The organism is Lysobacter silvisoli, from assembly GCF_003382365.1.
Classification (GTDB): Bacteria; Pseudomonadota; Gammaproteobacteria; order Xanthomonadales; family Xanthomonadaceae; genus Lysobacter; species Lysobacter silvisoli.
In genome coordinates this window covers 1,711,176-1,733,732 of record NZ_QTSU01000001.1, presented here as the reverse complement: position 1 = coordinate 1,733,732, position 22,557 = coordinate 1,711,176, and the positions used below count along the sequence as shown (strand labels likewise).

Genomic DNA, 22,557 nt, shown 5'->3' with positions numbered 1-22,557 from the left:
TAGAAAACTGGTAGAAGAATGCAGTTGCGGAAAATCAGACCCAAAAGTATGGCCGATTCAGTGACTTGCGTCAACTGGGCCGAGCAGGCCCCAAAACCCGCCGCGCCTGCGCCCGGAGCCCCCCTATGAGCCGCGGCCTGCTGCGCTCTTCGGCCGTGTTCAGCGCCATGACCCTGGTCTCGCGGGTGTCGGGCCTGGTCCGCGACCAGGTCTACGCCTGGCAGTTCGGCGCCAGCCCGGCCATGGACGCGTTCTTCGTCGCCTTCCGCATCCCCAACTTCATGCGCCGGCTGTCCGCCGAGGGCTCGTTCTCGATGGCCTTCGTGCCGGTGCTGGCCGAGTACAAGCAGCAGCACGACCACGCCGCGGTCAAGGAGCTGATCGACCGGGTCAGCGGCACCCTGGCCGCCGCGCTGCTGGTGCTGACCGCGGCAGTGGTGCTGGCCGCGCCCTGGGTCATGCAGCTGTTCGCGCCGGGCTTCGAGCCGGGCAGCGAGCAGTACCGCCTGGCCACCCAGATGCTGCAGATCACCTTCCCCTACGCCTTGTTCATCTCGCTGGCCTCGCTGGTGGGCGGAGTGCTCAACAGCTACGGGCGCTTCGCGGTGCCGGCGCTGTCGCCGGTGCTGCTGAACCTGTCGATGATCGCCGCCGCGGTCTGCGCCGCGCCGGTGATGACCCCGCTGGGCCTCAACCCGGTGCTGATGCTGGCCTGGGGCGTGTTCGCCGCCGGCATCCTGCAACTGGCGTTCCAGTTGCCGGCGCTGGCCAAGCTGGGCCTGCTGCCGCGGCCGCGCTGGGGCGCGGCCCATGCGGGCGTGCGCAAGATCCTGCGGCTGATGGTGCCGACCCTGTTCGGTTCCTCGGTGGCGCAGGTGAACCTGCTGCTCAACACCGCCATGGCCTCGTTCCTGATCGCCGGCAGCGTGACCTGGCTCTACCTCACCGACCGCCTGCTGGAATTCCCGCTGGGCATGTTCGGCGTGGCCATCGGCACGGTGATCCTGCCGCACCTGTCCAAGCGCCACGCCGCCACCGATCCGCAGGGCTTTTCGCAGGGCCTGGATTGGGGCTTCCGCCTGTGCCTGCTGATCGGCGTGCCGGCCTGCCTGGGCCTGGTGCTGTGCGCGCAGGCGCTGGTGGCCGCGCTGTTCCAGTACGGCCAGCTCGACGCCGGCGACACCCAGATGATCCGCCTGAGCCTGATGGCGCAGTCGCTGGCGGTGCCGGCCTTCCTGCTGGTGAAGGTGCTGGCGCCGGCGTTCTACGCGCGACAGGACACCAAGACCCCGGTGAAGTCGGCGGTGGTGTCGGTGCTGGTGAACCTGGGCGCGACCGTATCGCTGCTGCTGGCCGCCTTGTACCTGACCGATGCCGGCCAGGCCGCGCTGGCGCGCAGCGGCGGCGACCTGCGCATGGCGCTGGGCCAGATTCCGGGCGCGCACGCCTGCCTGGCCGCAGCCATCGCGCTGGCCGGCTGGGTCAACGCGCTGCAGCTGGCCTGGTACCTGCGCCGCGCCAAGGTCTATGCGCGCCAGCCCGGCTGGCGCCGTTTCCTGCGCCAGATCGCGGTGGCCAGCGTGGCCATGAGCGCGGTGGTGCTGGCGCTGCTGTGGCTGTGGCAGGGCTGGACGGGCTGGCCGTGGTGGGAGCGCGGCTGGAAGCTGGCGGTGGTGGTCGGCGCCGGCGGCGCCAGCTACGGCGCGGCGCTGTGGCTGCAGGGCATCCGCATGCGCGATCTGCGCGGGCACTGACGGGGCTCTGCCGCGCCGCCGCGCCCGGATACGGGCTGCGCAGCGGCAGGGCGGTGCGGTCCGCCTTGGGCTCACCGCAGCCTGCGTTCGGGTTCGTTAACCGACTGACGCGGCGCGGTTGAGACCGTGCCTCGGCGGCTATACTTCCTTATTCACCTTTCGGCATCCCCCTACGCCAGACCCAATGAGCAGGCTGTTTCGTGACGTCGAGGGCGGGCTGCGTTGCCCGCACGGCAGTGTGGTCTGCATCGGCGCCTTCGATGGCCTGCACCTCGGGCATCGCGCGCTGGTGCGCCACACCGTCGCCCGCGCGCGCGCGCTGGGCCTGCCGGCGGTGGCGCTGAGCTTCGAGCCGCTGCCGCGCGAATTCTTCGCACCGTCCGCGCCGCCGCCGCGCCTGCTGCTGCCCCGCGCCAAGGCCGAAGGCCTGCTGGCGCTGGACGCCGATCAGGTCGGCCTGCTGCGCTTCGGCGCCCAGCTGAGTTCGCTGTCGGCGCAGGAGTTCATCGAGCGCGTGCTGGTCCAGCGTCTGGGCGCGCGCGAAGTCTGGGTCGGCCCGGAATTCCGCTTCGGCAAGGCGCGCGGCGGCGATATCGAGGCGCTGCGCGCGGCCGGCGAAAGCGCCGGATTCGTCGCCGGCGAGATCGAGCCGGTGCACCTGGACGGCGAGCGCGTCTCGGCCACCCGCGTCCGCAGCGCGCTGCTGGCCGGCGACTTCGCCGCCGCCGCGCGCCTGCTGGGCCGGCCCTACGCCATCGGCGGGCGCGTGGTGCGCGGCCAGCAACTGGGCCGCACCCTGGGCTTTCCCACCGCCAACCTGCGTTTCGGCGGCAAGACCCCGGCGCTGTCGGGCATCTACGCCACCTGGGTCCACGGCGTGGGCGATGCGCCGCGCGCCTCGGTGTCCAGCCTGGGCACGCGGCCCACGGTGGACGGCGTGGAGCCGCTGCTGGAAGCGCATTTGTTCGACTTCGACGGCGACCTCTACGGCCGCCGCATCAGCGTCGAGTTCGTGGCCAAGCTGCGCGACGAACTCAAGTTCCCCGATCTGCCGGCGCTGACCGCGCAGATGCACCGCGACGCCGAACAGGCGCGCGGCCTCCTTCAGATCGACCAACGACGAGCGTTCGCGTGACCGACTCTACCGACACCGCCCCCGGCAGCCAGTACAAGGCCACCCTGCACCTGCCGGCGACCGAATTCCCGATGCGCGGCGACCTGCCCAAGCGCGAGCCGGACACTCTGGCGCGCTGGGAGGCCGAGGGCCTGTACGCGCGCATTCGCGAGAAGGTCGGCGGCCGCGAGCGCAGCTTCGTCCTCCACGACGGCCCGCCCTACGCCAACGGCGAGATCCACATCGGCCACGCGGTCAACAAGGTGCTCAAGGACCTGGTGGTCAAGTCCAAGCTGCTCGCCGGCTACGACGCCCCCTACGTGCCGGGCTGGGATTGCCACGGCCTGCCGATCGAGCACAAGGTGGAGAAGGAGTTCGGCAAGGTCGGCGAGAAACTCGACGCCGCCGCCTTCCGCGCCAAATGCCGCGAGTACGCCACCACCCAGATCGACCTGCAGCGCCGCGACTTCAAGCGCCTGGGCGTGATCGGCGATTGGGACAACCCCTACCGCACCATGGATTTCCGCTACGAGGCGGACATCATCCGCGCGCTGGCCAAGATCGTCGAACGCGGCCACCTGGTGCGCGGCTCCAAGCCCGTGCACTGGTGCTTCGACTGCGGCTCGGCCCTGGCCGAAGCCGAGATCGAATACCAGGACAAGGACTCCACCGAAATCTACGTGCGCTACCCGGTGATCGACCGCAAGCGCGTGTTCGACGCCTTCGGCCTCGCCGACGACGGCGCGCCGCTGTCGGTGCCGATCTGGACCACCACGCCGTGGACGTTGCCGGCCAGCCTGGCCGTGACCCTGGGCCCGGACGTGCAGTACATGCTGATCCAGGTGGGCGCCGCGGCCGACGGCCTGTTCAAGGAAGGCGGCACGCGCCCGGAATACCTGCTGGTCGCGCACGACCTGACCGCCGGCTTCCTCGCCAACCTGGCCAACGCCGACGCGCTCAAGGCCGGCGCCGCCGTGCAGGCGCGCGAGTGGGGCCCGCAGCCGGGCGTGGCCTTCGAAGGCCTGCGCCTGCAGCACCCGTTCTACGACGAACGCACGATCCCCGTGCTGGTCGGCGACCACGTCACCGTCGACGCCGGTACCGGCGCCGTGCACACCGCGCCCGGCCACGGCCAGGAAGACTATGCGGTGGGCCTGAAGTACGGCCTCACCGACGGCTACAGCGCCGCCCAGATCAACCCCGTCGACGCGCGCGGCCGCTATCTGCCGTCCACGCCGCCGGCCGGCGATCAGGCACTGGCCGGCCAGCACATCTTCAAGATCGACCCGGTCATCGTCGGCGTGCTGCGCGAGCGCGGCGCGCTGCTGGCCGCCGGCCGCATCCGCCACAGCTACCCGCACTGCTGGCGCCACAAGACCCCGGTGGTGTTCCGCGCCACGCCGCAGTGGTTCGTGTCGATGGAGCAGGCCGGCCTGCGCCGCGACGCGCTGGCCGCGATCCCCGGCGTGTCCTGGGTGCCCGGCTGGGGCGAGGCGCGCATCTACAACATGATCGAAGGCCGCCCGGACTGGACCATCTCGCGCCAGCGCTACTGGGGCGTGCCGATCGCGCTGTTCTTCGACCGCGAAACCGGCGAGCCGCATCCGCGCTCGGTGCAGATCATGCGCCAGGTCGCCGACGCGGTGGAACGCGAAGGCGTGGACGCCTGGTACGCGATGACCGCCGAACAGCTGCTGGGCGAGGAAGCCGCCGGCTACGAGAAGGTCAACGACATCCTCGACGTCTGGTTCGACTCCGGCGTCAGCCACGACTGCGTGCTCGCCCAGCGCCCGCAGGACGGCCTGCGCAAGCCCGCCGACCTCTACCTGGAAGGCTCCGACCAGCACCGCGGCTGGTTCCACAGCGCGTTGCTCACCGGCGTGGCCATGGACGGCGCCGCGCCGTACCGCCAGGTGCTCACCCACGGTTTCGCCGTGGACGAGCAGGGCAAGAAGATGTCCAAATCGCTGGGCAACGTGGTGATCCCGCAGAAGGTCATCGACGCCATGGGCGCCGACGTGCTGCGCCTGTGGGTGGCCGCCACCGACTTCAGCGCCGAAATGTCGGTGTCGGACAAGATCCTCAAGCAGAACGGCGACGTCTACCGCCGCATCCGCAACACCGCGCGCTTCCTGCTCGGCAACCTGCACGGCTTCGATCCCTCGCGCGACCTGGTCGCGCTGGACGACATGGTCGCGCTGGACCGCTGGATCGTGCACCGCGCCGCCGAACTGCAGGAGCGCATCGCCTCGGCCTACGAGCGTTACGCCTTCGCCGAGATCGTCCAGGCCCTGTCCAACTTCTGCAGCGTCGACCTGGGCGCGTTGTACCTGGACGTGACCAAGGACCGCCTGTACACCATGCGCGAGGACTCGCGCGGCCGCCGCTCGGCGCAGAGCGCCATGTACCGCGTGGCCGAGGCCTTCGTGCGCTGGATCGCGCCGATCCTGAGCTTCACCGCCGACGAAATGTGGCGCCACCTGCCGGCGGCGACCGAACACGGCGCACGCGACGGCAACGTGCTGTTCACCACCTGGTACGACGGCCTGGCCGTGCTGCCCGAGCACGCGCCGCTGTCGGCCGAGGACTACGCCCGCCTGCTCGCGCTGCGCGAAGGCGTGAGCAAGACCCTGGAGCCGCTGCGCGCCGCCGGTTCGATCGGCGCCGCGCTCGAGGCCGAGATCGTCCTGCGCTGCGGCGTGGCCGACCAGAACTGGCTGGCGCCGCTGGCCGACGAACTGCGCTTCCTGTTCATCAGCGGCGACGTCGAGATCCTCGCCGACGACGCCGCCAAGGACATCGCCGTGCTCGCCACCCCCACCACCAAGACCAAGTGCGTGCGCTGCTGGCAGTACCGCGCCGACGTCGGCGCTCATGCCCAGCACCCCGAGCTGTGCGGCCGCTGCGTCAGCAACGTCGACGGCCCCGGCGAAGACCGTCGCTGGTTCTGACCTTACGCACCGCCTACGAACGCCCACATGACCGCACATCCGCACAAGAACGCCTTGCCCTGGCTGCTCGTCTCGGTCCTGGTGATCGCGCTGGACCAGCTCACCAAGTGGTGGGTGCTGACCTCGCTGCCCGAGTACACCGCCATCCCGGTGATCGAAGGCGTGTGGAACTGGTACCGCACCTACAACACCGGCGCGGCCTTCAGCTTCCTCAGCGATGCCGGCGGCTGGCAGAAGTACTTCTTCGTGGGCCTGGCCCTGATCATCAGCGGCATGCTGACCTGGTGGCTGCGTGCCGCCCGCCGCGAAGACTGGAAGACCGCGCTGCCCTACGCCCTGGTCATCGGCGGCGCCCTGGGCAACGTCCTGGACCGGCTGCTGCACGGCCACGTGGTCGACTTCATCCAGTGGCACTGGCGCGATTTCTACTGGCCGGCCTTCAACCTGGCCGATGCGGCCATCGTCTGCGGCGCCTTCGGCATCGCCCTGGTCGGCCTGTTCGGCCCCCGTCCCCAGCCCGCGCCCAAGCCGGGCGCCTGAGCCGGGAGTACAATCGCCCCATGGACGTCCTGCTCGCCAATCCCCGCGGTTTCTGCGCCGGGGTCGACCGCGCCATCGAGATCGTCAAGCGCGCGATCGAAACCCTGGGCGCGCCGATCTACGTCCGCCACGAAGTGGTGCACAACCGCTTCGTCGTCGACGACCTCAAGCACCGCGGCGCCATCTTCGTCGAGGAACTGGACGAGGTGCCCGACGGCGCCACCGTGATCTTCAGCGCCCACGGCGTGTCCAAGGCGGTGCGCCAGGAAGCCGAACGCCGCGGTCTGAAGGTGTTCGACGCCACCTGCCCGCTGGTGACCAAGGTCCACCTGGAAGTCTCGCGCCACTGCCGCGCCGGCCGCGACGTGGTCCTGATCGGCCACGAAGGCCACCCGGAAGTGGAAGGCACCATGGGCCAGTGGCGGCGCGAGGAAGGCACCGGCCGCATCTACCTGGTCGAAGACACCGACGATGTCGCCGCGATGGTCGTGGATCAGCCCGAGAACCTGGCCTACACCACCCAGACCACCTTGTCGGTGGACGACACCCGCGGCGTGATCGAGGCCCTGCGCGCCAAGTTCCCGGCCATCCAGGGCCCGCGCCACGACGACATCTGCTACGCCACCCAGAACCGCCAGGACGCCGTGCGCGAACTGGCCGCGCGCTGCGACCTGGTGCTGGTGGTCGGCTCGCCCAACAGCTCCAACTCCAACCGCCTGCGCGAGCTGTCCGAGCGCGAAGGCGTGGAGGCCTACCTCATCGACGGCGCGGTCGAGATCGACCCGGAATGGGTGCGCGGCCGCAAGCGCATCGGCATCACCGCCGGCGCCTCGGCCCCGGAAGTGCTGGTGCGCGGCGTGATCGAACGCCTGCGCGAACTGGGCGCCGAGCGCGTCAACGAGCTCGACGGCGAGCCCGAGGACATGGTCTTCGCCCTGCCCAAGGAACTGCGCCTGCAGCTGGTCGGCTGAACCCCGGGGCGGGGCGCCCGAATTGACCGTCCTGGCCCCGCAACCCTACAATTCACGACCCCGCGGCCCGCCCGCGGCGGCCCCGCCGCAAGGCCCGGGCCAGGCTCCACCGCCGGAATAGCTCAGTTGGTAGAGCGGCGCATTCGTAATGCGTAGGTCGCAGGTTCGACTCCTGTTTCCGGCACCAATCCCGCAAAGGCCCGCTCGCGCGGGCCTTTGTTTTTTCCAGGCAGAGCGCTTGTCTTTTGTAGTGCCCATCGGCTGCGAGTCGGCGGACATTCGCCGGAGCATCAGGGCACGTAGACCTGAAGGCCCTAGAGGTCTGTTTTCGATTCGATGGTGGTAGCGTCGCTCGGAGCTGTAGAGTGCTGTCGCATCGTCCGTGGGTGGCGGCCATGAGCATCAGCGTCCTTGAATTATTCGCCGCCTTCAACGGCCTGCCGGACCGCCCGGCCATGTCGCTGCGCGCCGGTAATGCCGAGGACGACTACGAAGCGCACCCCGATTACGACGCAGAGATCGATCGCCTCACGCCGGAGTATCTGGAGACCTACCATTGGGGCATCGGGTACCTGGACGCCGAGTCCTGGCGCTACTACCTGCCGCACTTGTTGGCGCATGCCCTGCAGAGCCTGGCCCGCCCCGGCTCAATGGTCGTCCAGAGCCTGCTCTACTACTTGCGTCCGCCCGACCGCGACCCGCCGCGTTTCGGTGCCTTGACCCCGGCGCAGAGCCAAGCGGTGATCGCCGTGCTCGACGAGTTGGCCTTCGCCCACGAGTCGGTGTGGCAAGACGACGCTATGCTGGCGCTGGAAGAGTACTGGGCGCCCGGCGCCCGTTATCGTTAATCGGGCTTACGCCCGCGGACCGCATGGACAGAGCAACGCCACCCCAGGCCGCTGACACCCGCCTTATCCATCGGGGCGACCTCTACTGGATCGCCGCCGACGAATCCAAAGGCGGCGTCCCCGGCGCGCCGCACCCGCACCTGATCGTGCAGGACGACGTGTTCAACCACTCCCGCATCGGCACCGTCGTGGTGTGCGCGTTGAGCACCAACCTGCGCAAAGCCACCGAGCCGGGCAACGTGCTGCTGGAGCCGGGCGAGGGCGGGCTGGAACGGCAGAGCGTGGTGGTGGCCACACAGGTGTCCTGCGTCTACAAGGCGCGGCTGGGGGAATGCATCGGCGCGCTGTCGCAGGCGCGGGTGGATCAGGTGATCGCCGGGTTGCGCTTCGTGCAAGCTGCGTTTCATCGGCGCGGTTAGCGCCAGGGTGACGAGCGCCGCCTTCGCTCGCGCCGAACGGGTCGGGGACTCGATGGCTAAGCAGACCTTGGACACGTTAGTGCGGCCGATCGCTGCGATGCTGCTCGTGGCGGCATTGGCGGCTTGCAGTCGCACGCCCACATTGGCGGAGTTGGAGGATTTCGCCATCGAGGTCCCGGAACTGATGAGTTCGGGTTCGCAGCAACGGGACATCCCCCCAGCCAGTGGCCGGAGGCGTTGCGGCGGTTGGAGCCCAAGCGGGTCTACGTGAATTCCCGAGGGCTTTACCTCGTCACCTCATCGTTTTTCGCGCGGGAGCAGGGCATCTACGTGCCTCGCGGCGGAGCAGAGGTGAACACGAGTCCGGGCTCCGATCCGTCCTATACGTCGATCGGCTTGGGCTTCTATGCGTATCGGATCGAAGGCTGATGTCTTATCGGCATGGCTTGAGAACAGCGCTTCATGCAGTCCCCTTTTCCGCAAATCGCCCCGCCTCCACATCGCGGATGAATCGCTCGATCAACCCCACGCACTCGCGGTGATGCGTCTCCAACAGGAAGTGCCCGCCGTCGAATACATGAATTTCCAGCGCATCCAGCACGCGGCTGTAGGCCATGATCTCCTCCAGCTCGAAGAACGGATCGTGGCGGCCCCACAGCAGCAGGCAGGGCGGCTGGTGCTCGCGGTGGTAGTCCGCGATGGCGGGGAAGCGCGCCACGTGGGCACCGTAGTCGCTGAAGATCTGGAAGTGGATGCCGATGTGGCCGGGGCGGTTCATGCGCTCCCAATCCAGGTGCCATAGCTCCGGCGGGTACAGCGCCTTCAGGCGCTCGGGCAGGCCGCCCAGGTAGGTGTTGCGCGTGCCCTCGAAGTTCAGCCACTCCGGCAGCTTGGCCCGGTTCGCCGGGCTGGGGTCGGCCCAGTAGGCCTTGGGGGCGTCCCAATCCGGGCCCAGGCCTGCTTCGTGCGCATTGCCGTTTTGCACGATCAAGCCGCCGATGCGCTCGGGGTGCCGCGTGGCCAGGTAGTAGCCCACCGGCGTGCCGAAGTCGTTCACGTACAGGTAGTAGCGGTCCAAGCCGATGGCCTCGGTGAAGGCGGCGATCGTGTCGGCCATGTTGGCGAAGGTGTACGCATAGGCATCGGCCGGCGGCGCCGAGGAAAAGCCGAACCCGGGCAGATCCGGGGCCACCACGTAGGCGCACTGCGCCAACGGCTCGATCACCTGGCGGAACATGTGCGACGAACTGGGCGAGCCGTGCAGCAGCAACAGCGCCGGCTGCCGGGGGTCGCCCGCGTGCCGGTAGAAGATCTCCAGGCCGTCGGCGTCGACGGTCCGGTGCTGGGTGCTTCGCATCTGGCTCTCCTGTCGAGGTCTCTGCGCTCGCGGAGCCGGGGTCGCCGTGGGGCACAATCCGGGTCGTGATTCGACGCTAACGCGGCCCCCCGTTCGGCGAGCGTGAGGAAACCGCTAGGCCGGGCCAGCCCCGCCCTGAGCCCTTCCGATGCGCCCTCGAACGGCAGGGCGTGCGGCTTTTCCGAGCGCGGCCCGCGACCCGGTCGCCGGTGCGCTTCGTTCGGGCGCATCGCGCCGGGGCGATGCGCCGCCGCAGCGTATGCTTCCGGGCAAAAGGGGGGCTCATGGACAAAGTCGAAGGCAGGCGCATCCGTCGCGTACTGCACACGCTGGTGGTGCTCGGGGCAGCGGTCGGTGCGGCGGCCGGGCCCGCCTTCGCCCTGACGCCGCCGTCGGTCCCGGACTGCTTCCCCGAGCGCCTCGGCGAGCTGCAGGCGTCGGAGTTCCCACCGGCCCTGCACCGCGCCATGCGCGAACAACGCCGCGGCCTGCTGTTCGGCTACAAGTCGCCCCGGCACCAGACCACGGTGACGGTCTACCTGCTCAACAAAGCCCAAGCCGGCGGCGTGGAGCAGGAATTCCAAAGCGCGGCCGAGCAGATCGTGGCCTTCAACCCCGGCGTGGCGCCGCTCCAGAGCGGCTCGTTGGAACTGAACTTGGCCAACCTGCCCGTCGAAGGGCGCAGGAACCTCTACCAGTGGACCCAGGAAGGCGAGGGCGTGGGTTCGCTGCTGTGGGTGGGCGAAACGCCCGACCGCATCGTCAAGTTCCGCCTGTCGTATCTGCGGCCCGCGCAAGACGCGCCAGCGGCGGAGGCCGAGCGCTACGCCATGGGGGCGCTGAGGCTGGTGGCGTATCACACCTGCGAACCGCCAACGGCGCCGGCGGCCGAGCCGCCGCCGTCGGTGCCGTACTACCCGCCCGCGCCGCCCGCGCCACCGTCCAAATGAGCGAACACAGGCGCTGGCGATGGCGTTGCACGGGATGAAAATGCGCGGCTTCTCAATCGGTCGCCGCGATTTGCTTTGCGCGCGCCAGATGGTCCGCCACGTGCGCCCGGGTCTGGGTCAAGTGTTTCTCCACCGCGGGGTGCTGGGCCGCCGGCATCATCTGTTGGTCTATGAGCGTTAACGCATCCGTGTGCCCCTTGACCATCGCATCGATGTAGGCCTTGGCATACGCCGGTCCCGAAAGCGCGTTCAAGGTGGCCAGTTCCTTGCGTCCCTGGTCTTTGAGCTCGGCCACGTCGGCATCGTCCGACGGTGGGCCCAAGGCTCGGGTCTTGGACAGATTCTCGCCATGCGCCTTCAGCATGAGCTGAGCATAAGCCAGGACATCGCCGGTCACCTGCTTGGAGACCGCTTGCTGGGCCGCGGCGATCTCGTTCTCGTCCAAGGCGGCCAGCAACCCCAACGCATGGCGGTCGTCTCCGGCGACTTCGCGCACCCCGCCGCCCTCGGCCGCGGCGGCCACCGCCTCCTTCCATGCGAACGCAAAGCCTTGCGGCTGCTCCTGCGCAGCCCCCGGGGCGCTGAACAAGGCGGCGAAAACAATGAGCACCGGTAGCGGCCTGATCATGTGCTGCTCCTGTCGCCGTAGGCGATTGTTCGGCGGTGCACCGACACTGCTCCGCTGCAGGTTAACCGGCGGTGCGTTCTTAGCGCGCGCGTCGTCACCCCTGCGCAACGGTCGGTGGCCGCTCATAGGCCGGCACAGCGTGGAGGCGGACATGAATAGCGTAAGCCAGGCAACGAGCGGGTCGGGCGACTCAAGCGCGCATTGCGTGCTGTTCTGCGCCAAAGGAAAAGACCAGCCACTGCCACTGGATCAAGTACGGCGGCCTACCGACCCAAACCAGCTGTTATGGGTCGATATCGAGGGCGACTCCGCACCGCTCATCGAAGCGGCGGCCACGCGCCTGGAGCTGAACGAGTCGATCTTGGGGCACCTGCTGCAGTTGCGCTCCACGCCTAGCGTGCGCAATTACGCAGACGTGGTGATGATCCAGGTGGTCGCTGTCACTCATCCGGGGCAGCTGGAATTTTCCGGCGCACTGCTGGCCATCGTTGCGGGCCCTGGCTTCGTACTGTCGTTGCACCACCAACCCATCGCTTTCATCCAGGCGCTGCGCCAGCGCGAGCACGGCCAGACCCGCCTGGGCGCGCTGAAGGACAGCGCGTTCTCCGCGTCGCTGTTGGACTGGCAGCTGGATAGCTATTTCGAGGCGGTGTCGGATTTCGAGCGGGAAGTGGAGCGGCTGGAAGAGGCCGTGCTGAAAGGGGTGCAAGACGAGGACACCCGCGCGCTCAGCCGCCTGCGGCGCGGCGCCTCGCGCTTGCGCCGCATGCTGGCGCCGCACCGCGTGGTCTTCGCCAGTTTGGCGCGCCCCGATTTTCGGCCCGGCGACGAGCCGGAATCGGTGCAACACTTTACGCGCCTGGACGAACATTTCGAGCGGGTCATGGACGCCGTGGAGAATGCGCGAGAACTGGTGATCGGGTCGTTCGACCTGTACACCAATCAGATCCTGCTGCGAACCAATCGCGCCATGCGCCTGCTGACCTTCGCCACGGTGGTCATCGGCGTGCAGACGGTGGTGGCAGGGGTGCTGGGGATGAACTTCGACGCGCCCTTCTTCCAGACAGAAACCGTTGGATTCGCGGCGGCGCTTGGTTTGATGGTGCTGCTCACCGCGGCGGCGGCTTGGTGGGGTAAGCGTAGGCAATGGTTCTGACCAAGACCGAAGCCCCGGTTTCCCGGGGCTCCTGTGCCGCTACTGCGGGTTACGCTGATCCTGCTGGCGGTCCTGCTGGCGGTCCTGCTGCGCGTCGCCTTCTTGCTCGTCGCCGCCCTGGGCGCGCGTCGGGCGGTTCTGCGCGTCCTGGTCGTCCTGCGCCTGCGGGCGCTGGTCCTGACCGGTCGGGTTCTGACGGTTCGGGTCGCGCTCGTTCTGGTGGTTACCCATGTTGCTCTCCATGTTCCGGTGCGGATGCGCCGGCTACCGATCGACCGTAGGCGCGGTCTGGTTACCGATCGGTGCATGCGCGCGTGCGGCGCCGTCACCCCATTCCAGCAACTCGGGGGCAGGTGTCCAAACGCATCCGGTCGAGCCGCCTTATCGCGGCTCAACCGCGCGCCAGCGGCACTCGCAACCTGGAGCCGCTCGTGAATCGTTCAGAAGATGGCCGCGTCGCCGCGGCGGCAGGGCGGGTCAGGTGCCGGTTTGCGAGTGCGGTGCGTCCACCGCCTTGGACTGCGGCGAGTCGTGTTGGCGCAGGAAAATCGACAGCACCACCAGCGTCAGCACGGCCAGGAACTCGCTCTGCCAGTTCTGGAACGACTCGAACCAGAACTGCGCATCGCCCAGATAACTCGGCAAGCTGGGCACCGGCTGCCCTTGGCGCAGCAGTTCTTCGGCGTGTTGCTTCCAGCTTCCGCAAGCATGCAGCACGAACGAAACGGCAAACAGCGCCAGCAGCGCGATGGACAACGAATTCGCGTACACAGCGCGCACCCAGCCCCCCGCGCGGGCCGCCCACGGCGTGGGGCCGGGCGCTATCCGCTCCGGCGGTTCGTCTTCCTCGTCCATCGGCCTGGACTCGGCCGAACCGCGCTGGCGCAGCCATACGGTCAGCAGCACGTACCAGCCCATCTGCAGGAATTCGCTTTCCCAGTTCTCGAACGTGGCCGAGATGAAATGCCCCTGCTGCAGATAGGTGGGCAGCGTCACGGGGGGCAGGCCGGCCTCGACCTGCTCGCGGTTGTAGACCCGGTGGCCGGCCAGCATCTGGCCGGCGAAGGTGGCGGCAAACAACGCGAGCAACACCAGGGAAAGACCGTTGCGTTTCCAAAAGCCGGCCATGGCAGTGCCCCGGCGTGCGTCAGTGGCGGCCTTTCAGCATGTCGCCGCGGGCCTGCTCGGCGCGCGATGCGCCGATGGCCGTTTCCACGTTCTTGACCTCCTCCGGCGGGGGCAGCACGGCCGGGAAGCCCAGCGACTCGATCCACAGCTCCCGCGTCCAGCCGGTGGTGTGGTAGAGGTGATGGTCCTCGTCTTTCTCCACCGCCTCGTGTGCGGCCTTGAGCAGCTTGGTCTCGGGGCCGGAGCCGTGCTGGGCCACGTGCCCGATCAACTCCCAGTTCAAGTGGTCTTTGGTTTCGGCCAGCACCACGCATTCGCCCGCTACCCGCTGCGCGGCCGCGGGCTCGCCGTTCTTCGCCGCCATCTTCATCGCCTTCACCAGCGACGCGCCTTGGTGCGCCACCACGTCGCGCCCCGGACTGCGCTCTTCCGGATCCAGGCCCAGGCCCTCGAACACGTTGAGCAGCACTTGCTCGTGAGTGCGCGTTTCTTCCAGGTATTCGTTCCATTCCTTGCGCAGATCGTCGTTGACGGCCAGGGCCACCGCCGTTTCGTACACCTGGATGCCGCCGCGCTCGGTTTCCAGCGCTTGCAGCAGCAGTTCCTTCGACTGGTCGGAGTCGTAGTCGATCTTCTTTGCCATGGTGGGAGCCTCGGTGGAAGGTTCCATCGAGTGTCCGGGCCGAGCGGTGACGATTTCGTGTCGATCGGCGTCGGCGAAAACCCTGAATCATTCATGCGCTTATCGCCGCGCGCACACGAAATGGACTCGGCTTTAACGCTAGCGTGGGCATATGGGGTGACCCCACGGATTGGAGTATTGGATGGACGTCACATTTGTTGAGCGCGGCAGCGCAGGCGATTGGGCGATGGATGTGCTGCAGGGGGCGAGAAGGTCGGCACCATTGTGCGCAATGCGGAACGTCGTCTCTATCTCTACTTTCATGGGCCCACCCGTGAGGTTTACCTGATGGACGACCGCGATCTGCTGTTGTTGAAGGAGCGAGTGGCCCGGCGTCTGATCAGCGCGGCCAAGCGGGAGTGGAGCCGCTTGCTGCTGCCCGCAGGCGCGCGGGCGCACCCGGCACTGCGCAAGCGCGCTTAGGCGAAAGCGCCGCCCTCGTACGGTAACCGGCCTCCATCACGCGGATGCGGTGCGGCGCCATGGCCAAGCGCAAGACGGCCATCGAGCCAAGAACCGCAAGGGGGCGGGAGTGGCGCTATCCAATGGCGTGGCGGTCCATCATGCCCCGCAGCGCATTGAGTGCCCACTCCGCATCCTCGGGCGACGCATCCGACAGCAGCACATCGAACCGACCTTCGATGTCCCAGAAGTAGGCTTGCTCATGCTTCAGATCGCCCAGGTCGGCTTCCAGCGCCGCCATGCCGGCTTTCAGCTGAGCAAGGGATTGGGTCATGGCCCGAGTCTGGGACAGGAGTGCCGCGTATGCCCCGCAAGCCCGAGTCTGTGCCCCCGCGCGAGGGGGGGCATGACCGTTGACGCTTTCAAGGAGCTGTACCGCTTCCACCGACAGTTGCACGGCATCGTGCGCACGCTGCCGCCGGCGGCGCTAGTGGAGATCGGTTACGACACCACCCCGGACCAGCAGTTGCTGCGCGACGTGTTCGAGGGCCTGGCCCGCCGGCTGGACCCGGTGGTGGACGCCTGCGTGTGGACGCCCGGCGGCGATGACCTGGGCGGAATGCCGGCTTCGCGCAGGGTTCATTAAGACGCACCGGCCCGGCTTAAGCGCCGGGCCAGGAGGGGGCGCGGTAGGGTGGTTGCGCGTGTACTTGGGGGTGCGAATCGCGGCTCACGCCGCTCCTACAGGGGGTGGTCTGTCCGGTGGCTCGTATTCCGGCGCGCTTCGCTCGACGCGTGGCTCTGGTCGGCTCGGCGGCCGAGCAAAATGCTTCGCGCGCGGAGCGGTTTTCCCGGCGCTCGGGGCACCTGCACTGTGCATCCCAGCCACAGACCCTCAGCCGCGAGCATCCCGGTCCTTCGCGCCGCTCTGCGCATCCCACCCGCCAAGCCCGATCTTTCGCGGCCCGGGCGCCGACTTTCGCGCGTCGCCGTTTCCACTTTGCGTTTGCAAAGCGTTTTGCTCGGTGCGCGAGGCACTTTTCCCGGCGGCCGAGCAACACGCCTTGCGCTTGCCCCATCAAGCGTTGCGGCCGGAGCTATGTGGCTTGCGGCTGCAAAGCACGGCGCTTTGCGTTGGAGCGCAAGGCGTTGCGAACGCGCCCAAAAGCACGGCGGTGGGAAGTACGAACGCCACGAGCGAAGCACAAAGCGCGGCGCGCTGCCCCTAAAGCGAAAGTTTGCGTTCATCGCGCTCCGCGCACCGCCCCCTAGCCTGCGGAGGCCGGCCCTTTTGGCCGGCACGTCTCCATTGAACGCTAGGGATTGCCATGAGCCAGAACCTGATCGACCTGCAACTGCCCGCCGATGCGCTGAACGCCATCGACGAGGCCCTGAACACGCTGGAAAGCGCCCTGATCGGCCTAGTGGCGCTGACGCCGGACCAACGCCGCCAGCTCACCAAGATGGGCGACAAATCCGAAGCCTTCTGCCGCCAGGCCCTGCATGTGGTGAACGAGAACCCCGGCATCCTGCCGCGCAATTTCGACCTGGACGGCCTGCGCCGCGATCTGGCCGCGCTGGACGCGCTACGACCGCGCGCGGTGCGGCTGGCGCGCTTGAACGAGCGCCTGCAGGACAGCGACATGGCCCTGGGCAGCGACCTGATGAGCGCGGCGCTGGAAGGCTATGCGTTCTTGAAGATCGCCGGCAAGGGCGAGGGGCTGGATGCGCTGCGGCAGATGCTGTCGGCGCGGTTCAACCGCGGCCCGAACAAGACGGCTGCGCCGGAAGAGCCGCCGCCGCAGATCTAGGACACGCGCTCCCATACACCACGGCCCCGCCATTATCGGCGGGGCTTTTTTTTGGGGTGGCGTGGCAGCGATTCGCTGCCGGTGGCTTCAAGCCGTCGGTGCGGCTGGAGCGGGGGCCGGCGCGGCCAAGACGCGCACCGCACCCAGCGCCAATAGGGCACCCGCGCACTGCGCCGCGACAAACCCCGCCACGTCTGCCGGCCGGATGCCGGCGAAGGTCTGAGTGAGCGCGCGCGCCACGGTCACGGCCGGATTGGCGAACGAGGTGCTGGCGGTGAACCAGTAGGCGGCGAAGATGTAGCTGGCCACCAGCGCGGGCACCGCGTTGGGGCGGTGGCGCATGCCGAGCACGATGGTGAGCAGCAGGCCGAAGGTGGCCACCGCTTCGCTGAGCCACTGCGGCGTGCCGCTGCGCACGCGCGTGCCGGGTTGCAGCAGCGGCAGATCGAACATCGCGTGGGCCAGCAGCACGCCCGCCACTGCGGCCGATAGCTGCACCGCCATATAGGCCAGGGCATCGCGCGCGGTCAGTTCGCCGCGCAGGCGCATCGCTGCGGTGACCACCGGATTGAAGTGCGCGCCCGAGATCGGGCCCAGCAACACGATCAATACGTACAACGCGCCGGCGGTGGCGGCGGCGTTGGCCAGCAGGGCCAGGCCCTCGTTACCGCCGGACAGGGTCACGCCCATGATGCCCGAGCCCACCACCGCGGCCAGCAGCAGGGCGGTGCCGATGAACTCGGCCAGCAGCTTGCGCGGCAAGCTCACGACAGCCGGGCCAGCAGGGCTTTGACGCGCAGGGCGATGTCGTCGCGCACGGCGCGGTAGGCGTCGTCGTCCAGGTGCTTGGGGTCGGTCAGGGCCCAGTCCTCGCGCAAACGCGCGGGCACCCAGGGGCAGTTGTCGCCGCAGCCCATGGTGATCACGGCGTCGAATTCGCCTTCGATCTCGTCCAGCGGCTTGGAGGCGTGGGCGCTGAGGTCGTAACCGAGCTCGGCCATGTAGCGCACGGCCTTGGGATGGATGACGCCCGACGGGCGCGAGCCCGCGCTCAGCGCTTCGACCCGATCGCCGCCGTACCGGCGGGCGAAGGCTTCGGCCATCTGGCTGCGGTTGGCGTTTTCGACACAGACGAACAGGACGCGTTTCATGCGGGGTCCAGGGGTTTGAGCATGCACACGGCGGAGGCGGGGCACAGCGAGCGGAATTCGGCGCTGGCCAGTACGGCGGCGGGAGCGGCTTGGCGATCGATGAGGCGGTAGCCGCGCGCAGCGAAATAGGCCTGCGCGGTTTCGGTCAGCAGCACCAATTCGCGCAGGCCGGATACCCGCGCCTGTGCTTCCAGCGAGCCGACCAGGGCGTTGCCCAGGCCGTGGCCGCGTGCGTCGGCGCGCACGGCGAGCGAGCGCAGCAGGCCGGATGCGCCGAACGCCTGCAGGCCGATCACGCCGACCAGGGCGTCGTCACAGTCGGCCACGGTGAACCGCACGGCGGCATCGTCCAGATCGGCGGTGGGCAAGGCGGCGGCGGCCAGCAGTGCCCGGACCTGGACCAGTTCGCCGTCGCGCGGTGCGCGCAGTCGCATGGCGGGCCTCAGGCGCAACGTGTGCTGGGCGCGCAGCAGGCGCCGGTGCTCGCCACGGCGGCGGGCGCGGGAGCGGCGCAGGCGGCGCTGTGGTCCGCGCAGGCTTGATCGCCCGCGTAGTAGGTCACCGCGTCGCCGAAGGTGTGGAAGCTTTCCCAGCGCGTGCCTTGCGGGTCTTGCGTCCACAACTTGTCCGAGCGCGCGTAGCAGCAGGTGGCGTCGGGTTCGGGGGCCACGGTCTGGCCGGCGGCGTCCAGGCGCTGGCCCAGCGCGGCCAATTCCTCGCCGCTGTCCACTTGCAGGCCCAGGTGATCCACGCCCGGTGCGCGGCCGGTGGCGGAAATGGCGAAGTTCAGGCGCGGATCGTCCAGCATCCATTTGGCGTAGTCGGCCTTGACCACGGCCGGCTCGCGCGCGAACAGCCGGGTGTAGAAACGGAGGCTGTCGTCCAGGCGGGCGACGTTGAGATGCACGTGGAAGCGATTCACTTCGAGGCTCCTTTTTGGGCGGGCTTGCAGCCGATGGCGGGTTCGCACGAGGCCAGGCCGCCGCAGCAGTTCTCGGTCAGGTAGGCGATCAGGGCGTTCATCTGCAGGTAGTTGGCGCGCACCCGGATCACCCGGCCTTCGCGCTGGTCGCTCACCAGCGCCGCGTTGCGCAGCAGGTTGAGCTGCGCGGTCAGGGTGGCGGCGGGCAGGTCCAGGCGGTCGCGCAGGTCGCCCACCGGCAGACCGTCGGGGCCGGCCTGCACCAACGCGCGGAAGGCGGCCAAGCGGGACTCGTGGCCGAGGGCGCTGAGGACTTTCAGGGCGGTGTCGGTGTTCATAATTCCATATTTATGGAATTATCGAAATGCGTCAAGTCCCCGGCCAGGGGCGGTTGCGCGCCCTTACCTGGTTTCGGGGATTCTGGCCGCGCGGGGATGCGCCTACCTTGCCAGCCACACGCGGGAACCTGCGTGCCCGTTGCGCTTACAAGGAGGCATCCAATGGGAAACGTGACCCAAGGGCAGTCCGCGCCCGGCAAGACGAACGAGACCAAACCGCTCGAGCAGATCGTCAAGGAAGCCTGCCGGCACTCCGACGAGCGTGGGAACCCGCGCCCCGATGCCATCACCTACACCGGTCTGAGCAAATACCTCAATCTGGAGCAGGGCCGGGCCATCCACTGGACACCCGACTCCGCCGAAGCGCGAGTGGCCCGCTACCGGGCGATCGAGACGCTGTCCGGCGAGTTGGGCATGAGCGAAGGCCATCGCCTGAAGGTGTTGGACGAAGGCTATAAGACCCTCAACGGCACCCGCCGCACCAAGCCCCTGGAGGAAGCGGGCATCTCCAAGCCCGCGCCAGCACGTTCGATCGACGCGGCGCAGGCCAGCAGCAGCGCGCCCGCCGCCAGCAGCAGCGCGCCGCGGGCGCCCGAGCACGACGCGCAGACGCTGGCGAGCCTGGATGCGCTGTTGAAGGAGCCGCATAGCTTCCTGTCGCTCAGCGGGCATAAACGCGAGCACCTGCTGGCGCTGGAGGGCAAGGATCTGCGGCAGGTGGTGAACGCGGACGAGAAGTTCGTGAAGGAGTCCGCCGCGTTCTGGAACCTGGACCCGACGCTGCGCGCCGACACGGCCCAGCATGTGGCGGGCCGCTTCAACCTGGAACTTTGCCAACAGGCGGGCGCGGCCTTCGCCACCAACGCCAACCCCACGGCGGCGTTCGTGGCCGGCAAGGGGGCCGCCGTCAATGCGGTTGCGCTGGGCTACAACATCTATGGCGTGGACGCTGCGGACAACAAGGCGGCGCTGAAGCTGCTCGGCGAGGCCACGGTGGCCATCAACCTGGCGGTCAGCCCGCAAACCACCTTGGCCGGGCGCGGTGTGGACAGCATCAGCGAACAGACCATGGGTTTCAGCCCGGACGGCCACAGCAACGCGCCAACGCGCCGGCATTGATTCACGGCGGCGCGGCCGCCCCCCGAACTCACGGACACGCGCCGTTCACGCCGGCGCGCCTGTCGCGTTCAACCCATCAGCGGCCCAGGCACACGGCAGCCGGTCGAGTAGCGCCCCGCCTATGCGGACTGGGGCGGCCGGCTCGTGCGCGGGGTGGCCAGCACGTTGCAACCTGCAGCGCGCTCATCAGCCCAGCAGGAGACAGCTCATGGGATGGGAAAGCATTTATCCACGCAATGCCAAGCAAAGCGATCTGGCCAATCACAGCATCCAGGTGCTGGTGTTCGACCGGCTCAAGCCGGTGGGCTTGGTCACCCGCGCGGAGTGGGACGAGCAGCTGCGCAAGAATGTGCAGAGCACGTTGCGGCAGCCCTACCTGCAAAACTTGGAAAAGTGCGCGCGCTGCATCGGCAAGATCTGGGGCGCGTTCGAGGAGACCAAGCAGCCCCGGGAGTCGGCGGTGGAAATGGTGAAGGCGTTGACGTCCTGGGTGCCCAGTACGGGGCCGGCCAGCTCGGCCGACCTGTTCACGATGGCGGCCGAGCTGGCCAAGGACTACGTGGGCAGCTACCGCGGTGTGGTGGACAAATCCATACAGGCCACGCCGCTGTCGAAGGAGCAGCATGCGATCCGGGAGATGACCAACAAGAACAAGTGGAAACCCGACAAGACGCTGGGCAAGTGGGCCGAGGAAATGCTGGACATCGGCGAGTACGGCTTGCTGCTGGTGAAGCCTGCCAGGGAGCCGCAGCGTATCCACCAGGACAACGTGGACGCGTTGGAGGAATACATGCGCGTGGTGCGGCCGCTGCTTTACTACTTCCAGCAGGAGTATCCGAACCTCAGCCTGAGCCGGGTGATTTGAGGCGCGGGCGCTTGCACCGCAGCCGTCGCATCGCACCTAAACGAAAAGCCCCGCCGATGGCGGGGCTTGGTCGTGCGCGTGCGCAGCGCCTCAGCTCTTGTAGTTGCGCATGCGGTTGATCCCCAGCGCGGCCATGGTGCCCACCGCGCCCGAGAGCAGGTAGGCGCCCAGCCATTCCAGGCCGAACTGCGAGCACAGGCCCAGCGCGACCAGCGGCGCGAACGCGGCGCCGATCAGCCAGGCCAGGTCGGAGGTGAGCGCGGCGCCGGTGTAGCGGTAGCGGCGGCCGAAGTTGGCGGTGACCGCGCCGGCGGCCTGGCCGTAGGACAGGCCGAGCAGGGCGAAGCCGATCAGGATGAAGGCCGCCTGGCCGGCGGGGCCGCCGCCCATCAGGGTGGGGGCGAAGCCGCTGAACATGGCGATCAGCACCGCCAGGCCGCCCAGGGTGCGCGCGCGGCCGACGCGGTCGGCGATCAGGCCGGAGGCGACGATGGCGCCGGCGGCGATGAAGGCGCCGACGATCTGCACCAGCAGGAAGCCGACCACGGACTGCTGCGAGTACAGCAGGATCCACGACAGCGGGAAGATGGTGACGATGTGGAACAGCGCGTAGCTGGCCAGCGCGGCGAACGCGCCGATGACCACGTGCTGGCCCTTGGCGCTGAACAGCTCGCGGATGGGCGTGGGCTCCAGGTCCAGCTGGCCCATGCTGTGCTGGTACTCGTCGGCCACCACGATGCGCAGGCGCGCGAACAGCGCCACCACGTTGATGGCGAAGGCGACGAAGAACGGGTAGCGCCAGCCCCAGGACAACAGGTCGGCTTCGTTCAGGCTGGCGTAGAGGAAGGCGAACACGCCGGCGGCGACGATGAAGCCCAGCGGCGCGCCCAGCTGGCCGAGCATGGCGTACCAGCCGCGGCGCGACTTGGGCGCGTTCAGCGCCAGCAGCGAGGGCAGGCCGTCCCAGGAGCCGCCCAGGGCGATGCCCTGCAGCACGCGCAGGAAACCCAGCAGCGCGATCGAGACCCAGCCCCACTTTGCATAACCTGGCAGGAACGCGATGCCGGCGGTGGCGGTGCCCAGCAGGAACAGCGCCACGGTCAGCTTGATGCCGCGGCCCCAGCGGGTCTGGATGGACATGAACAGCACGGTGCCCAGCGGCCGCGCCACGAACGCCAGGGCGAACACCGCGAACGAATACAGCGTGCCGTGCAGGCGGTCCAGGAAGGGGAAGAACACCGCCGGGAAGATCAGCGCCGAGGCGATGCCGAACACGAAAAAGTCGAAGTATTCCGAGGCGCGGCCGACCACGACGCCCACGGCGATCTCGCCGGGCGCCACTTCGGCGTGCGCCTTGGTGCCGTGATCGTGGGTGGAGGCGGTGGCGGGTACGAAGGACATCGGGGCGGCGTCGGGCAGGGAAGGGCAGGTTGCGTGAGCTAGCCTGACAG

The 22,557-nt window shown here is 68.6% G+C and carries 25 protein-coding genes, 1 tRNA gene and 1 pseudogene; 15 read left to right on the top strand and 12 right to left on the bottom strand.

What is annotated here, in order from left to right; all coding sequences use genetic code 11:
* The first annotated feature begins 125 nt into the window (after window positions 1-125).
* The 8 genes and pseudogenes from murJ to DX914_RS07585 all read left to right on the top strand — a co-directional run bounded on the left by murJ (window position 126) and on the right by DX914_RS07585 (window position 8,597).
* Window positions 126-1,754, top strand: a complete 1,629-nt coding sequence (gene murJ, locus DX914_RS07620; RefSeq protein ID WP_115858395.1) for a murein biosynthesis integral membrane protein MurJ — start codon at window positions 126-128, stop codon at window positions 1,752-1,754.
* Window positions 1,755-1,938: 184 nt separating this feature from the next.
* Window positions 1,939-2,874, top strand: a pseudogene (locus DX914_RS07615) (bifunctional riboflavin kinase/FAD synthetase); the annotation flags it as partial.
* 86 nt (window positions 2,875-2,960) lie between these two features.
* Window positions 2,961-5,819, top strand: a complete 2,859-nt coding sequence (gene ileS, locus DX914_RS07610; RefSeq protein WP_231118229.1) for an isoleucine--tRNA ligase — start codon at window positions 2,961-2,963, stop codon at window positions 5,817-5,819.
* A gap of 27 nt (window positions 5,820-5,846) precedes the next feature.
* Complete coding sequence (lspA, locus tag DX914_RS07605; RefSeq protein WP_115858392.1) at window positions 5,847-6,359, top strand: signal peptidase II; 513 nt, start codon at window positions 5,847-5,849, stop codon at window positions 6,357-6,359.
* A 20-nt stretch (window positions 6,360-6,379) separates the two neighbouring features.
* Window positions 6,380-7,330, top strand: coding sequence for a 4-hydroxy-3-methylbut-2-enyl diphosphate reductase (gene ispH / locus DX914_RS07600; RefSeq protein ID WP_115858391.1), 951 nt, complete (start codon window positions 6,380-6,382; stop codon window positions 7,328-7,330).
* 111 nt (window positions 7,331-7,441) lie between these two features.
* Window positions 7,442-7,517, top strand: a tRNA-Thr gene (locus DX914_RS07595).
* A gap of 208 nt (window positions 7,518-7,725) precedes the next feature.
* Entirely contained in the window at window positions 7,726-8,178 is a 453-nt protein-coding gene (locus tag DX914_RS07590) for a DUF6714 family protein (protein WP_115858390.1), read from the top strand.
* Between the two features lie 23 nt (window positions 8,179-8,201).
* Window positions 8,202-8,597 carry a type II toxin-antitoxin system PemK/MazF family toxin gene (locus tag DX914_RS07585; RefSeq protein WP_115858389.1) on the top strand — a complete coding sequence of 132 codons (396 nt, stop codon included), beginning with the start codon at window positions 8,202-8,204 and terminating at the stop codon, window positions 8,595-8,597.
* A 460-nt stretch (window positions 8,598-9,057) separates the two neighbouring features.
* On the opposite strand, the gene DX914_RS07575 is transcribed toward DX914_RS07585, so the two are convergent.
* Window positions 9,058-9,954, bottom strand: coding sequence for an alpha/beta fold hydrolase (locus DX914_RS07575; protein WP_115858387.1), 897 nt, complete (start codon window positions 9,952-9,954; stop codon window positions 9,058-9,060).
* 284 nt (window positions 9,955-10,238) lie between these two features.
* Between DX914_RS07575 and DX914_RS07570 the strand changes: the two genes are divergently transcribed.
* On the top strand, window positions 10,239-10,904 hold the full coding sequence (locus DX914_RS07570) for a hypothetical protein (RefSeq protein WP_115858386.1): 666 nt from the start codon (window positions 10,239-10,241) through the stop codon (window positions 10,902-10,904).
* Between the two features lie 52 nt (window positions 10,905-10,956).
* On the opposite strand, the gene DX914_RS07565 is transcribed toward DX914_RS07570, so the two are convergent.
* Window positions 10,957-11,532 carry a DUF4142 domain-containing protein gene (locus tag DX914_RS07565; protein ID WP_158549208.1) on the bottom strand — a complete coding sequence of 192 codons (576 nt, stop codon included), beginning with the start codon at window positions 11,530-11,532 and terminating at the stop codon, window positions 10,957-10,959.
* A 151-nt stretch (window positions 11,533-11,683) separates the two neighbouring features.
* Here DX914_RS07565 and DX914_RS07560 point away from each other — a divergent pair, with 151 nt between their 5' ends.
* Window positions 11,684-12,688 (top strand): magnesium transporter CorA family protein, encoded by a 1,005-nt coding sequence (locus tag DX914_RS07560; RefSeq protein ID WP_158549207.1) that lies wholly within the window; start codon window positions 11,684-11,686, stop codon window positions 12,686-12,688.
* A gap of 39 nt (window positions 12,689-12,727) precedes the next feature.
* Here the strand turns inward: DX914_RS07560 and DX914_RS07555 are convergent, their stop codons facing one another.
* The 3 genes from DX914_RS07555 to DX914_RS07545 all read right to left on the bottom strand — a co-directional run bounded on the left by DX914_RS07555 (window position 12,728) and on the right by DX914_RS07545 (window position 14,459).
* On the bottom strand, window positions 12,728-12,919 hold the full coding sequence (locus DX914_RS07555; RefSeq protein WP_147300624.1) for a hypothetical protein: 192 nt from the start codon (window positions 12,917-12,919) through the stop codon (window positions 12,728-12,730).
* Between the two features lie 246 nt (window positions 12,920-13,165).
* The gene (locus tag DX914_RS07550) at window positions 13,166-13,816 is read right to left on the bottom strand and encodes a DUF6766 family protein (protein ID WP_115858383.1); all 651 of its coding nucleotides are present in this window, start codon (window positions 13,814-13,816) and stop codon (window positions 13,166-13,168) included.
* A 19-nt stretch (window positions 13,817-13,835) separates the two neighbouring features.
* Window positions 13,836-14,459, bottom strand: a complete 624-nt coding sequence (locus DX914_RS07545) for a hypothetical protein (RefSeq protein WP_115859178.1) — start codon at window positions 14,457-14,459, stop codon at window positions 13,836-13,838.
* A gap of 327 nt (window positions 14,460-14,786) precedes the next feature.
* On the opposite strand from DX914_RS07545, the gene DX914_RS20700 reads away from it, so the two are divergent.
* Window positions 14,787-14,921 (top strand): hypothetical protein, encoded by a 135-nt coding sequence (locus DX914_RS20700; protein ID WP_269204241.1) that lies wholly within the window; start codon window positions 14,787-14,789, stop codon window positions 14,919-14,921.
* Between the two features lie 115 nt (window positions 14,922-15,036).
* Here DX914_RS20700 and DX914_RS19995 read toward each other — a convergent pair whose 3' ends face one another.
* Window positions 15,037-15,234 carry a hypothetical protein gene (locus DX914_RS19995; protein ID WP_147300623.1) on the bottom strand — a complete coding sequence of 66 codons (198 nt, stop codon included), beginning with the start codon at window positions 15,232-15,234 and terminating at the stop codon, window positions 15,037-15,039.
* A 72-nt stretch (window positions 15,235-15,306) separates the two neighbouring features.
* On the opposite strand from DX914_RS19995, the gene DX914_RS07540 reads away from it, so the two are divergent.
* Together DX914_RS07540 and DX914_RS07535 are read left to right on the top strand one after the other, a co-directional pair.
* A complete protein-coding gene (locus tag DX914_RS07540; RefSeq protein WP_115858382.1) occupies window positions 15,307-15,546 on the top strand; it encodes a hypothetical protein in 240 nt (79 codons plus the stop codon).
* Between the two features lie 682 nt (window positions 15,547-16,228).
* Window positions 16,229-16,711, top strand: a complete 483-nt coding sequence (locus DX914_RS07535; RefSeq protein ID WP_115858381.1) for a hypothetical protein — start codon at window positions 16,229-16,231, stop codon at window positions 16,709-16,711.
* An 87-nt stretch (window positions 16,712-16,798) separates the two neighbouring features.
* Here the strand turns inward: DX914_RS07535 and DX914_RS07530 are convergent, their stop codons facing one another.
* Genes DX914_RS07530 through DX914_RS07510 form a run of 5 tightly spaced genes read right to left on the bottom strand, consistent with a single transcriptional unit; the run spans window position 16,799 to window position 19,122 of the window.
* Window positions 16,799-17,479, bottom strand: coding sequence for an aquaporin (locus DX914_RS07530; RefSeq protein ID WP_115858380.1), 681 nt, complete (start codon window positions 17,477-17,479; stop codon window positions 16,799-16,801).
* The gene (locus DX914_RS07525) at window positions 17,476-17,862 is read right to left on the bottom strand and encodes an arsenate reductase ArsC (protein WP_115858379.1); all 387 of its coding nucleotides are present in this window, start codon (window positions 17,860-17,862) and stop codon (window positions 17,476-17,478) included. The genes DX914_RS07530 and DX914_RS07525 overlap by 4 nt, the downstream gene beginning before the upstream one ends.
* A complete protein-coding gene (gene arsN2 / locus DX914_RS07520) occupies window positions 17,859-18,296 on the bottom strand; it encodes an arsenic resistance N-acetyltransferase ArsN2 (protein ID WP_115858378.1) in 438 nt (145 codons plus the stop codon). Before arsN2 ends, DX914_RS07525 begins: the two co-directional genes overlap by 4 nt.
* Window positions 18,297-18,304: 8 nt before the next feature.
* Entirely contained in the window at window positions 18,305-18,784 is a 480-nt protein-coding gene (locus tag DX914_RS07515; protein WP_115858377.1) for an ArsI/CadI family heavy metal resistance metalloenzyme, read from the bottom strand.
* Window positions 18,781-19,122: an ArsR/SmtB family transcription factor gene (locus DX914_RS07510; protein WP_115858376.1), complete on the bottom strand. Its 342-nt coding sequence runs from the start codon at window positions 19,120-19,122 to the stop codon at window positions 18,781-18,783. The genes DX914_RS07515 and DX914_RS07510 overlap by 4 nt, the downstream gene beginning before the upstream one ends.
* 171 nt (window positions 19,123-19,293) lie before the next feature.
* Between DX914_RS07510 and DX914_RS07505 the strand changes: the two genes are divergently transcribed.
* Both DX914_RS07505 and DX914_RS07500 read left to right on the top strand, forming a co-directional pair.
* Window positions 19,294-20,241: a hypothetical protein gene (locus tag DX914_RS07505; RefSeq protein ID WP_231118175.1), complete on the top strand. Its 948-nt coding sequence runs from the start codon at window positions 19,294-19,296 to the stop codon at window positions 20,239-20,241.
* A 208-nt stretch (window positions 20,242-20,449) separates the two neighbouring features.
* Entirely contained in the window at window positions 20,450-21,106 is a 657-nt protein-coding gene (locus DX914_RS07500) for a hypothetical protein (protein WP_115858374.1), read from the top strand.
* A gap of 90 nt (window positions 21,107-21,196) precedes the next feature.
* Here DX914_RS07500 and DX914_RS07495 read toward each other — a convergent pair whose 3' ends face one another.
* Window positions 21,197-22,507, bottom strand: a complete 1,311-nt coding sequence (locus DX914_RS07495) for an MFS transporter (RefSeq protein ID WP_115858373.1) — start codon at window positions 22,505-22,507, stop codon at window positions 21,197-21,199.
* Window positions 22,508-22,557: the final 50 nt, after the last annotated feature.

Bases quoted from the DNA above. Each gene is read 5' to 3' on its own strand.
- murJ (WP_115858395.1), top strand. From the start codon at position 126: ATGAGCCGCGGCCTGCTGCGCTCTTCGGCCGTGTTCAGCGCCATGACC.
- ileS (WP_231118229.1), top strand. From the start codon at position 2,961: ATGCGCGGCGACCTGCCCAAGCGCGAGCCGGACACTCTGGCGCGCTGG.
- lspA (WP_115858392.1), top strand. From the start codon at position 5,847: ATGACCGCACATCCGCACAAGAACGCCTTGCCCTGGCTGCTCGTCTCG.
- ispH (WP_115858391.1), top strand. From the start codon at position 6,380: ATGGACGTCCTGCTCGCCAATCCCCGCGGTTTCTGCGCCGGGGTCGAC.
- DX914_RS07590 (WP_115858390.1), top strand. From the start codon at position 7,726: ATGAGCATCAGCGTCCTTGAATTATTCGCCGCCTTCAACGGCCTGCCG.
- DX914_RS07585 (WP_115858389.1), top strand. From the start codon at position 8,202: ATGGACAGAGCAACGCCACCCCAGGCCGCTGACACCCGCCTTATCCAT.
- DX914_RS07575 (WP_115858387.1), bottom strand. From the start codon at position 9,954: ATGCGAAGCACCCAGCACCGGACCGTCGACGCCGACGGCCTGGAGATC.
- DX914_RS07570 (WP_115858386.1), top strand. From the start codon at position 10,239: ATGGACAAAGTCGAAGGCAGGCGCATCCGTCGCGTACTGCACACGCTG.
- DX914_RS07565 (WP_158549208.1), bottom strand. From the start codon at position 11,532: ATGATCAGGCCGCTACCGGTGCTCATTGTTTTCGCCGCCTTGTTCAGC.
- DX914_RS07560 (WP_158549207.1), top strand. From the start codon at position 11,684: ATGAATAGCGTAAGCCAGGCAACGAGCGGGTCGGGCGACTCAAGCGCG.
- DX914_RS07555 (WP_147300624.1), bottom strand. From the start codon at position 12,919: ATGGGTAACCACCAGAACGAGCGCGACCCGAACCGTCAGAACCCGACC.
- DX914_RS07550 (WP_115858383.1), bottom strand. From the start codon at position 13,816: ATGGCCGGCTTTTGGAAACGCAACGGTCTTTCCCTGGTGTTGCTCGCG.
- DX914_RS07545 (WP_115859178.1), bottom strand. From the start codon at position 14,459: ATGGCAAAGAAGATCGACTACGACTCCGACCAGTCGAAGGAACTGCTG.
- DX914_RS20700 (WP_269204241.1), top strand. From the start codon at position 14,787: ATGGACGACCGCGATCTGCTGTTGTTGAAGGAGCGAGTGGCCCGGCGT.
- DX914_RS19995 (WP_147300623.1), bottom strand. From the start codon at position 15,234: ATGACCCAATCCCTTGCTCAGCTGAAAGCCGGCATGGCGGCGCTGGAA.
- DX914_RS07540 (WP_115858382.1), top strand. From the start codon at position 15,307: ATGACCGTTGACGCTTTCAAGGAGCTGTACCGCTTCCACCGACAGTTG.
- DX914_RS07535 (WP_115858381.1), top strand. From the start codon at position 16,229: ATGAGCCAGAACCTGATCGACCTGCAACTGCCCGCCGATGCGCTGAAC.
- DX914_RS07525 (WP_115858379.1), bottom strand. From the start codon at position 17,862: ATGAAACGCGTCCTGTTCGTCTGTGTCGAAAACGCCAACCGCAGCCAG.
- arsN2 (WP_115858378.1), bottom strand. From the start codon at position 18,296: ATGCGACTGCGCGCACCGCGCGACGGCGAACTGGTCCAGGTCCGGGCA.
- DX914_RS07510 (WP_115858376.1), bottom strand. From the start codon at position 19,122: ATGAACACCGACACCGCCCTGAAAGTCCTCAGCGCCCTCGGCCACGAG.
- DX914_RS07500 (WP_115858374.1), top strand. From the start codon at position 20,450: ATGGGATGGGAAAGCATTTATCCACGCAATGCCAAGCAAAGCGATCTG.
- DX914_RS07495 (WP_115858373.1), bottom strand. From the start codon at position 22,507: ATGTCCTTCGTACCCGCCACCGCCTCCACCCACGATCACGGCACCAAG.